The sequence below is a fragment of the Streptomyces asoensis genome, from assembly GCF_016860545.1.
In the GTDB taxonomy this organism is placed as follows: Bacteria; Actinomycetota; Actinomycetes; order Streptomycetales; family Streptomycetaceae; genus Streptomyces; species Streptomyces asoensis.
In genome coordinates this window covers 484,698-496,008 of record NZ_BNEB01000005.1, presented here as the reverse complement: position 1 = coordinate 496,008, position 11,311 = coordinate 484,698, and the positions used below count along the sequence as shown (strand labels likewise).

Sequence of the window (11,311 nt, the reverse complement as noted above, 5' to 3'; positions counted from 1 at the left end):
GCGGATCGTAGGGCCCCTGCGCTCTGATCAGGTCCCGCTCGTCCGGTTCCGGGAGGCCGGCCTTCTCGACATGCCGCTCGGCCCCGTCGGTCCCGAGGACGGCTCCGCGCCCGGGGTGACGACTCCCGTGCCGGACCCGGTGATGCCCGTCGCCGCGGACGACGCCGACCTGATCGACGTGATGGACGTCGCCGACCTCGTGCAGCGCGTCCCGGGAGACGACACCGACCGATCCACCGACTTGCCGACATTTGGTTGACCGACAGCGACTAAGACGGAGGACCTGCCGAGATGACGGCACCGGACGAGCAGATCGTCAACGCACTGCGTGCCTCGCTCAAGGAGAACACGCGGCTCCAGCAGGAGAACCAGCGTCTCTCCGAGTCCTCGGCCGAACCCATCGCGATCGTCTCGATGGCCTGTCGGTACGCGGGCGGCATACGCACCCCCGAGGACCTGTGGCGGGTGGTGACCGACGGCACCGACGTCTACACCACCTTCCCCGAGGACCGCGGCTGGGATCTGGAGGGCCTCTACCACCCCGACCCGGACAACCCCGGCACGACGTACGTCCGCGAGGGCGCGTTCCTGCACGACGCCGGTCAGTTCGACGCCGCGTTCTTCGGGATATCGCCGCGCGAGGCGCTCGCGATGGACCCTCAGCAGCGGCAGCTCCTCGAGGTCTCCTGGGAGGCCCTCGAACGAGCCGGCATCGACCCGCACTCCGTACGCGGCGCTGACATCGGCGTGTTCGCCGGCATGGTCCACCAGGACTATGCGCCCGACCTCAGCGGCCTCGAAGGCTTCCTCAGCCTGGAGCGCGCCCTGGGCACCGCGGGCGGTGTCGCCTCGGGACGGGTCGCCTACACACTCGGCCTCGAAGGGCCTGCCGTCACCGTCGACACCATGTGTTCCTCCTCGATGGTCGCCATCCACCTGGCCGCCCAGGCACTGCGGCGAGGCGAGTGCTCCATGGCCCTGGCCGGCGGCGCCACCGTGATGGCGACCCCCGGCGGGTTCGTCGGCTTCGCCCGGCAGCGCGGCCTGGCCTTCGACGGCCGCTGCAAGTCGTACGCGGCCTGCGCGGACGGTTCCAGCTGGGCCGAAGGCGCAGGCGTGATCCTGCTCGAGCGGCTGTCGGAGGCACGCCGCAACGGACACCGGGTCCTCGCGGTGATCCGCGGCTCCGCCCTCAACCAGGACGGCGCTTCCAACGGCCTGACGGCGCCCAACGGACCCGCGCAGCAGCGCGTCATCCGCAAGGCGCTGGAGAGCGCCGACCTCACCACGGCCGACATCGACATGGTCGAGGGCCACGGCACCGGCACCGTTCTCGGCGACCCGATCGAGGCACAGGCCCTGATCGCCACGTACGGCCAGGACCGGTCGGAGGACCGGCCGCTGTGGCTCGGCTCGGTCAAGTCGGTGATCGGCCACACCCAGGCCGCCTCCGGTGTGGCCGCAGTGATCAACATGGTGCAGGCGCTGCGGCACGGCGTCATGCCCGCCACCCGGCACGTCGACGCCCCCACCTCGCAGGTGGACTGGACGGCGGGCTCGGTGGAGCTGCTGACGGAGGCCCGCCCGTGGCCGGAGGTGGGGCGGCCGCGCCGGGCCGGTGCGTCGTCGTTCGGCGCCAGCGGTACGAACGCCCACCTGATCCTGGAGCAGGCGCCGGAAGAGCCCGCCGCGGAAACCGCCGCCGGCCCCTCTCCGGCTCCAGCGGTCGACGGCGTGGTGCCGCTGGTGCTGTCGGCGGCCACGGCCGCCTCGCTCACCGGCCAGGCAGAGCGTCTGCTGTCGTTCGTCGAGACCGCCGGCGTCGCCGGCACGGCCGCGCTCGCCGACGTGGCGACCGCGCTGGCCACCGGCCGGGCGACGCTCGCCGAGCGCGCGGTCGTCGTGGCCGACTCGCCCGAGGAGGCCCTGGCGGGCCTGGGCGCGCTGGCGCGGGGCGAGGCCGCACGCGCGGTGGCCGTCGGCAGCGCGTCGACGCCCGGCGGGGCCGGAAAGGTCGTGCTCGTCTTTCCCGGGCAGGGTTCGCAATGGACCGGCATGGGCCGCGAACTCCTCGACTCCTCACCGGTGTTCGCGGAGCGGATCGCCGAGTGCGCGGCGGCGCTCGAGCGGTGGGTCGACTGGTCGCTGGTGGACGTGCTGCGAGGGGATGCTCCGGCCGAACTCCTGAAGCGCGTGGACGTGCTACAGCCTGCGAGCTTCGCTGTGATGATCGGCCTGGCCGCCGTCTGGTCGTCGGTCGGTGTGGTGCCGGACGCCGTGGTCGGTCACTCGCAGGGTGAGATCGCCGCCGCGTGCGTGTCGGGCGCGCTGTCCCTGGAGAACGCTGCTCGCATCGTGGCCGTACGCAGTCAGGTCATCGCCGCGAGTCTGGCGGGCCGTGGCGGTATGGCGTCGGTGGCGCTGTCCGAGGAAGAGGCCGTCGAGCGGCTGGAGCGGTGGGCCGGCCGGATCGAGGTCGCGGCGGTCAACGGCCCGGTGTCCGTGGTGATCGCCGGCGACGCCGAAGCCCTCGACGAGGCCGTCGACGTGCTGGAGGACCAAGGCGTACGCGTGCGCCGCATCGCGGTCGACTACGCCTCGCACACCCGGCATGTCGAAGCCGTCCAGGAGACCCTGAGCGAGGCCTTCGCCGACATCCGCAGCCAGGCTCCCGCCGTGCCGTTCCTCTCCACCGTGACCGGCGAGTGGATCAGCGAGGCGGGTGTCCTCGACGGCGGCTACTGGTACCGCAACCTGCGCCGCCAGGTCCGCTTCGGTCCCGCGATCGCCGACCTCCTGGCCGGTGGCCACACCGTGTTCGTGGAGTCCAGCGCCCACCCCGTCCTGGTCCAGCCGATCAGCGAGATCGTGGTCCGCGCCGAGGCCGACGCCGTCGTGACCGGCTCCCTGCGCCGTGAGGACGGCGGCCCGCGCCGCCTGTTCACCTCGATGGCGGAGCTCTTCGTCCGAGGCGTCCACGTCGACTGGAACGGCGTCCTCGCGGCCGGAACCGACGCCCACCGCGTCGACCTCCCCACCTACGCCTTCGACCACCGGCACTACTGGATCCAGCTGACCGGCACCGCCGACGACGCGGCCTCGCTCGGCCTGACCGGCACCGACCACCCGCTGCTCGGCGCGGTGGTCCCGCTGCCGCAGTCCGACGGTCTGGTCCTCACCTCCCGGCTCTCGCTGCGCACCCACCCGTGGCTCGCGGACCACGCCATCGCAGGCGCGGTCGTCGTACCCGGGACCATCTACGTCGATCTGGCGGTCCGGGCCGGCGACGAGTTCGGCTGCGGCGTCCTGGACGAACTCGTCATCGAGTCACCGCTCGTGCTGCCCGAGCAGGGCGGCGTCCGGATCCAGGTCGCCGTCAGCGGCGCCGGCCCCAACGGCTCGCGCACCGTGGATGTCTACTCCCTCCGCGAGGAGACCTCCGACGGGGCGGGACAGGGAGAGTGGACCCGGCATGCCACCGGCCTGCTCTCCCAAGCCGCCCGGGCCGACGCCACGACGCCCGCCGGCGACTTCGCCGTCTGGCCCCCGGCCGGCGCGCAGCCCGTCGCCGTCGACGGCTTCTACTCGGATCTGGCCGCCCGCGGATACGCCTACGGTCCGGCGTTCCAGGGCCTGCGCGGTGTGTGGCGGCGCGGCGACGAACTGTTCGCCGAGGCCGTCCTGCCGCCCGAGCAGCGCGAGAACGCCGACCGGTTCGGCATCCACCCGGCCCTGCTCGACGCCGCTCTGCACACCAACGCCTTCGCGAACCCCGACGACGACCGCAGAGTGCTGCCCTTCGCCTGGAACGGTCTCGTCCTGCACGCCCAGGGCGCCTCCGCCCTGCGCGTACGAGTCGCCCCGAGCGGCCCGGACGCGCTCTCGTTCCAGGCCGCCGACGAGACCGGTGGCCTCGTCCTGACCATGGACTCACTGGTGTCCCTGCCGGTCGCCGCCGAGCAGCTCGGCTCCGGCGCGGCCGGCCGGGACAGCCGCGACTCGCTGTTCCGCGTGGAGTGGACCCTCCTGCCCGCCCCCGAGGGCGCCGCCGCCCCCGCCTCCTGGGCGTCTCTCGCCGGCGTCGACGACGTGACGGCGCTCGCCGCCCGCGAGACCCTGCCGCCGGTCGCCGTCCTCACGGCGACGACCGGCGACGGCGAGGATCCGCTCGGCCTCACCACCCGCGTCGTGGCCGTGGTCCAGGCATGGCTGGCCGCCGCACCCGCCCTGGACGCCGTACCTCTCGTCGTCGTGACCCGGGGCGCGGTGCCCGCGGGCGGTGACGCCGACGTCACGGACCCGGCCGGTGCCGCGGTCTGGGGCCTGATCCGCGCCGCCCAGGCCGAGAACCCCGATCGCATCGTGCTCGTCGACCTCGACCCCGCCGGGTCCGCCGGAGCGGGTCCGGTCCTCGGGCCCGTGCTGGCCACCGGGGAGCCGCTGGTCGCCGTCCGCGGCACGGCCCTGTCCGCCCCGCGTCTGGTACGCGCGGCCGCCGTCGAGACCGAGCGAGCTGCCGACGCCGACGCTGGCGCCGAGACCAGGACCAGGACCGAGAGTGCGTACGCCTTCGCCCCCGGGGGCACCGTCCTGGTCACGGGCGGGACGGGTTCCCTGGGTGCCATGGTCGCCCGGCACCTGGTGGCCGGGCACGGTGTGCGGCGTCTGCTGCTGGTCAGTCGGCGTGGTTCCGATGCGGAGGGCTCGGCTGAACTGGTTGCCGAGCTGGGTGAGTCGGGTGCGGTGGTGACGGTCTGCGCGTGTGATGTCGCCGATCGGGACGCGGTAGCGGCCGTTCTGGCGGCGGTGCCTGTCGAGCATCCGCTGACCGGTGTCGTCCATCTCGCCGGGGTCTTGGACGACGGGGTGATCGGCGCGCTGACGCCGGAACGGATCGAAGGCGTCTTCGCCCCGAAGGTCACCGCCGTCCGCCACCTGGACGAGCTGACCCGTGAGCTCGCCCCGCAGTTGGCCTCGTTCATCGTCTTCTCCTCCGCCGCAGCCTTGCTCGGCTCCGCCGGTCAGGGCAGTTACGCCGCTGCCAACTCCTACCTGGACGCGCTCATGGCCCATCGGCGGGCGGCGGGCCTGCCTGGTGTCTCGATGGCCTGGGGTCTGTGGGAGCAGAGCACCGGCCTGACCGCCCGCCTCAGCGAGATCGACCAGGCGCGCATGAGCCGCGGCGGTGTCCTGCCCCTCCCGCCCGCCGAGGCCCTCGCCCTGCTCGACACCGGCCTGCGAGGCGGACACACCCTGCTCGTACCGATCAAGCTCGACCTGCGGTCCTTGCGTGCCGCCGCGGCCTCCGGGGGCACCGTCCCGCACCTGCTGCGCGGCCTGGTGAGCGGTGGCCGCCGCCTCGCACGCGCCGCCGCAGGCGACGGCAGTGACCTGCTCCGGCGCCTCACCGGACTGCCCGAGGCCGAACAGGAAGCCGTCCTCCTCGGCATCGTGCAGGCCGAAGCCACCGCGGTCCTCGGCTTCAACGCCGCCGAACTCGCCCAGGGCACCCGAGGGTTCAGCGAGATCGGCTTCGACTCGCTCACCGCGGTCGAACTCCGCAACCGGCTCAGCGCCACCACCGGCGTCAAGCTCCCCGCCACCCTCATCTTCGACTACCCCACGCCGGTGGCACTCGCCCGCTACCTGCGCGAGGAACTCGACGACGACACAGCCGGTGCCACCGCCGCCGCCACCCCCACCGTCCCCGCCGCCGAGCCCGACGAGCCCATCGCCATCGTCGGCATGGCCTGCCGCCTCCCCGGCGGCGTCGAGGACCCCGACGGCCTCTGGCGTCTCGTGGCCGAGGGCCGCGACGGCATGGTGGCCCTTCCGGACGACCGCGGCTGGGACCTCGACGGCCTGTTCGACGCCGACCCCGACAAGCCCGGCACGGCCTACGTCCACAAGGGCGGATTCCTGCACAGCGCCGCCCAGTTCGACGCCGGCTTCTTCGGCATCTCGCCGCGCGAGGCGCTGGCGATGGACCCCCAGCAGCGGCTCCTTCTCGAAACCTCGTGGGAGGCCCTGGAGCGATCCGGCATCGACCCCCGCTCCGCACGCGGGGAAAACATCGGTGTCTTCTCGGGCGTGTCCATCCACGACTACGTCGAGTCCCTCAGCAGCATGCCCGACGAACTCGAAGGCTTCGTCACGACGGCCACCGCCGGCAGCGTGGCCTCCGGCAGGGTGTCCTACGTGTTCGGCTTCGAGGGCCCCGCGGTGACCGTCGACACGGCCTGCTCCTCGTCCCTCGTCGCCATCCACCTCGCTGCCCAGGCACTGCGGCAGGGAGAGTGCTCGCTCGCCCTGGCAGGCGGTGTCGCCGTCATGGGCTCACCGATCGGCCTGCGCGGCATGTCGCGCCAGCGCGGTCTCGCCGCCGACGGCCGGGTCAAGGCGTTCTCGGCCGGTGCCGACGGCACCATCCTGTCCGAGGGCGTCGGCATCGTCGTCCTGGAACGCCTCTCGGAGGCCCGCAGGCGCGGCCACCGGGTGCTCGCGGTCGTCCGAGGTTCGGCCGTGAACCAGGACGGCGCCTCGAACGGTCTGACGGCGCCGAACGGTCCGTCGCAGCAGCGGGTCATCCGCAAGGCGCTCGCCAACGGTGGCCTCGCCGCGGCCGACATCGACGTCGTGGAGGCGCACGGCACCGGTACCGAGCTCGGCGACCCCATCGAGGCACAGGCCCTGCTCGCCACGTACGGCCGGGACCGCGACCCGGAGCGCCCGCTCCGGCTGGGCTCGCTCAAGTCCAACGTAGGCCACACACAGGCCGCGGCCGGTGTCTCCGCCGTGATCAAGATGGTGCAGGCGCTCCGACACGGCATCATGCCGCCCACGCTCAATGTGACGGAGCCGACGCCCCAGGTCGACTGGACGGCGGGCGCGGTCGAACTGCTCACCGAAGCCCGCGCTTGGCCGGAGGAGGGCAGGCCCCGCCGCGCCGGTGTCTCCAGTTTCGGCATCAGCGGCACGAACGCCCACCTGATCCTGGAACAGGCCCCGCAGGAGCAGCCCGCCGCGCCGGCCGCATCGACCCCGGGAGTGGTTCCGCTCGTCGTGTCCGCGGCCTCCACGGCATCCCTGGCAGGACAGGCCGCACGCCTCACCTCGTTCCTCAAGACGGAGACGTCCGAGACGGCGGAGACTGCGCCGCTGGATGCTGTGGCTGCGGCGTTGGTCGCTCAGCGGGCGGTGTTGTCCGAGCGTGCGGTGGTGGTGGCTGGTTCGCGGGGTGAGGCGGTGGCGGGTCTGGAGGCGCTGGGGCGGGGTGACTCCCATCCTGGTGTGGTCGCAGGCGGGTTGTCGTCGTCTGTGGTCGCTGGTCGGACGGTTGTGGTGTTTCCTGGGCAGGGTTCGCAGTGGGTGGGGATGGGGCGTGAGCTGCTGGATTCGTCGGGGGTGTTTGCGGAGCGGGTGGGGGAGTGTGCGGCGGCGTTGGAGCGGTGGGTGGACTGGTCGCTCATGGATGTGCTGCGGGGGGATGCTCCGGTTGATGTGTTGGAGCGGGTGGATGTGGTGCAGCCGGCGAGTTTTGCGGTGATGGTGGGTTTGGCTGCGGTGTGGGCGTCGGTGGGTGTGGTGCCGGATGCGGTGGTGGGTCATTCGCAGGGTGAGATCGCGGCGGCGTGTGTGGCGGGTGCGTTGTCGTTGGAGGACGCTGCTCGGATTGTGGCGGTTCGCAGTCAGGTCATCGCGGGTGATTTGGCGGGCCGGGGTGGTATGGCGTCGGTGGCGCTGTCCGAGGCTGAAGTGGCCGGCCGTATCGAGCGGTGGGCCGGGCGAGTTGAGGTGGCGGCGGTCAACGGTCCCACGTCGGTGGTGATCGCGGGTGATGCCGAGGCGCTTGATGAAGCGCTGGAGGTTCTTGGGGCGGATGGTGTGCGGGTGCGTCGGGTGGCGGTGGATTACGCCTCGCACACCCGGCATGTGGAGGCGATCGAGGATGTACTGTCAACGGCCTTCGCCGACATCCGTGCGCAGGCCCCGCTGATTCCCTTCTACTCGACCGTGACGGGTGGGTGGGTGCGGGAGTCGAATGTCCTCGACGGTGGTTACTGGTACCGGAACCTGCGGAGCCAGGTCCGTTTCGGTCCCGCCGTCGCAGACCTTCTGGCCGGTGGTCACACCGTCTTTGTGGAGGCCAGTGCCCATCCCGTCCTGGTCCAGCCGGTCAACGAGATCGTGGACGAGGCGGATGACACGGTCCGGTCGCGTGTCGTGGTCGGTGGCACGCTGCGCCGCGACGAGGGCGGTCTGCACCGGCTGTTCACCTCGATGGCCGAGCTCTTTGTCCGGGGTGTGCCGGTGGACTGGGCCGCAATGCTGCCTGCCGATGCTGCACACGTCGAACTTCCGACGTACGCCTTCGATCACGAGCACTACTGGCTGCGTTCCGCTCCCGTTGTCGATGCTGTTGCGCTGGGGCAGGCGGGTGCTGATCATCCGTTGTTGGGTGCGGTGGTGGCGGTGCCGGAGACCGGTGGTGTCCTGTGCACGTCTCGGTTGTCTTTGCGGGCGCATCCTTGGTTGGCGGATCACGCGGTGAGTGGGGTGGTGCTGGTTCCGGGGACGGGGCTGGTGGAGTTGGTGGTTCGTGCGGGTGACGAGGTCGGTTGCGGTGTGGTGGAGGAGTTGGTGATCGAGGCGCCGCTGGTGGTGCCGGAGTCGGGTGGTGTGCGGGTTCAGGTGGCGGTCGGTGGTCTGGACGAGAGTGGTGCTCGGGCGGTCACGGTGTATTCGGCGTCCGAGGACACCGCCGGGGATCACGACAGTGGCGTTTGGACCCGGCATGCCGCCGGTCGGCTGAGGCCGGCCCTGGCTGGGGATGCGCGCTTGGTCGGCTTTGATGTTTCGGTGTGGCCGCCGGTGGGTGCGGAGCGGGTGCCGCTCGATGTCGGTGGGCTCTATGAGGAGATGCGTGGTCGGGGTTATGCGTTCGGTCCGGCGTTTCGGGGGCTGCGTGCGGTGTGGCGGCGGGGTGAGGAGGTTTTCGCGGAGGTCGTCCTGCCTGAGGAGCAGCGGGAGACCGCGGTGAGGTTCGGTATCCATCCCGCCCTGTTCGACGCAGCTATGCACGCCCGGCAGCTTGTCCGGCCGGATGAGGCTGTTGCCGGATCGGGTGGGTCGCGGACGGTGCTGCCGTTTTCGTGGAACGACGTGGCGTTGCATGCGGTGGGTGCTTCGGCGTTGCGGGTGCGGCTGGTGTCTCCCGGTCCGGACGTGCTGTCGTTGCAGGCAGCCGACGAGACCGGCGAGCCTGTCCTGACGATGGACTCGCTCGTGTTCCGGGAGGTCTCGGCAAACCGGTTGGGGGCGGCGGCCGGTGCGGGGGGCGGTGACGGTTCCCTGTTCCGGGTCGAATGGGCCGAACTGCCCGTGCCTGCCATGAGTTCGGATCGGGTGGCGTCGTGGGTGGCGCTCGCCGGTGCCGAGGAGGTGGCTGCTGCGGCCGTCGATGCTCCGGATGTGGTTGTTCTGGAGGCTTACGGGGACGGGACCGGCGGCGGTGACGAGGTGCTCGCTCTGACGGTCAGGGTGCTGGGAGTGGTCCAGGCCTGGCTGGTGGCCCCGGCCTTCGAGAACGGCAAGCTGGTGGTGATCACCCGGGGTGCGATGCCCGCGGGCGGCGACGCCGACGTCACCGACCCGGCCGGTGCCGCGGTCTGGGGCCTGATCCGCGCCGCCCAGAGCGAGAACCCCGACCGGATCATCCTGCTCGACACCGCTGCCGGCTCCGGTCTCGACGTCGGTGGCGTCGACATGGGATCGGTCCTGGCCGCTGCACTCGCGACCGGCGAGCCCCAGATCGCCATGCGGGGCGCGGCGCTGTCCACTCCGCGTCTGGTCCGCTACACGACCGGAGCTGCCGTCCCCGACGTCCCCGCGGTCTTCGATTCTGAGGGGACGGTTCTGGTCACGGGCGGGACGGGTTCCCTGGGTGCCATGGTCGCCCGGCACTTGGTGGCCGGGCACGGTGTGCGGCGTCTGCTGCTGGTCAGTCGGCGTGGTTCCGATGCGGAGGGCGCGGCTGAGCTGGTTGCCGAGCTGGGTGAGTCGGGTGCGGTGGTGACGGTCTGCGCGTGTGATGTCGCTGATCGGGACGCGGTGGCGGCCGTTCTGGCGGCGGTGCCTGTCGAGCATCCGCTGACCGGTGTCGTCCATCTCGCCGGGGTCTTGGACGACGGGGTGATCGGCGCGCTGACGCCGGAACGGATCGAAGGCGTCTTCGCCCCGAAGGTCACTGCCGTCCGCCACCTGGACGAGCTGACCCGTGAGCTCGCCCCGCAGTTGGCCTCGTTCATCGTCTTCTCCTCCGCCGCAGCCTTGCTCGGCTCCGCCGGTCAGGGCAGTTACGCCGCTGCCAACTCCTACCTGGACGCGCTCATGGCCCATCGGCGGGCGGCGGGCCTGCCTGGTGTCTCGATGGCCTGGGGTCTGTGGGAGCAGAGCACCGGCCTGACCGCCCGCCTCAGCGAGATCGACCAGGCCCGCATGAGCCGCGGCGGCATTCTGCCGCTCACCCCCGCCGAAGGAATGGCGCTGTTCGACGCGGCTTTGCGGGGTTCCGCAGCTCTGGTGGTGCCGATCAAGCTGGATCTGCGGAGGCTGCGTGCCGATGCCGCGGCCGGCCGCGGCCTGCCAGAACTTCTGGCTGGTCTGGTGCAGGGCGGGCGGCGGCAGGTTCGGGCGGGGGGCAGGCAGGTGGGGGTGGGGGAGAGCGGTGGCGGTCTTGCCGCCCGGCTCGCAGGGCTCTCAGCGCAGGAGCAGGAGGCGTTGCTGCTCGATTTCGTGCGTGGTCATGTGGCGGTGGTCCTCGGCCATGCCGGGATGGCGAAGGTGGGGGCGGAGACGGCGTTCAAGGATTCCGGGTTCGATTCGCTGACGTCGGTCGAGTTGCGTAATCGCCTTCGTGGGGCCACCGGCCTCAAGCTTGCCGCCACCGTCGTCTTCGACTACCCCAACCCGCTCTCCCTCGCCCGCCACCTCCACCGCGAACTCGGGACCACCACGCAACCCGTGGTCGCAACGCATCCGCTGCTGGCTGAACTGAGCAGGCTCGATGCCGCCTTGGCCACGACGCCCGCCGACGATTCGGTCCGCGCCCAAGTGACAGCCCGGCTTCAGGGTCTTCTGGCCTCCTGGTCGCTGGCGAACGGAACCCCGCCCGCCGAAGAGGAACTCGACTTCGATGCGGCCTCGGACGACGAACTCTTCGACCTGATCGACACCGAGTTCGGCAACTAGCAACCGCCGCCTGTCACAGCCTCTAGGAGCTGAGCCCGATGGCAGATGAAAGCAAGCTTCG

General features: G+C 71.7%; 2 protein-coding genes. Both read left to right on the top strand.

The features are described 5' to 3' along the window. The first annotated feature begins 70 nt into the window (after window positions 1-70). Entirely contained in the window at window positions 71-259 is a 189-nt protein-coding gene (locus Saso_RS25390; RefSeq protein ID WP_189928731.1) for a hypothetical protein, read from the top strand. A 53-nt stretch (window positions 260-312) separates the two neighbouring features. Next, window positions 313-11,250, top strand: coding sequence for a type I polyketide synthase (locus tag Saso_RS25385; protein WP_413790184.1), 10,938 nt, complete (start codon window positions 313-315; stop codon window positions 11,248-11,250). The last annotated feature ends 61 nt before the right edge of the window (window positions 11,251-11,311 follow it).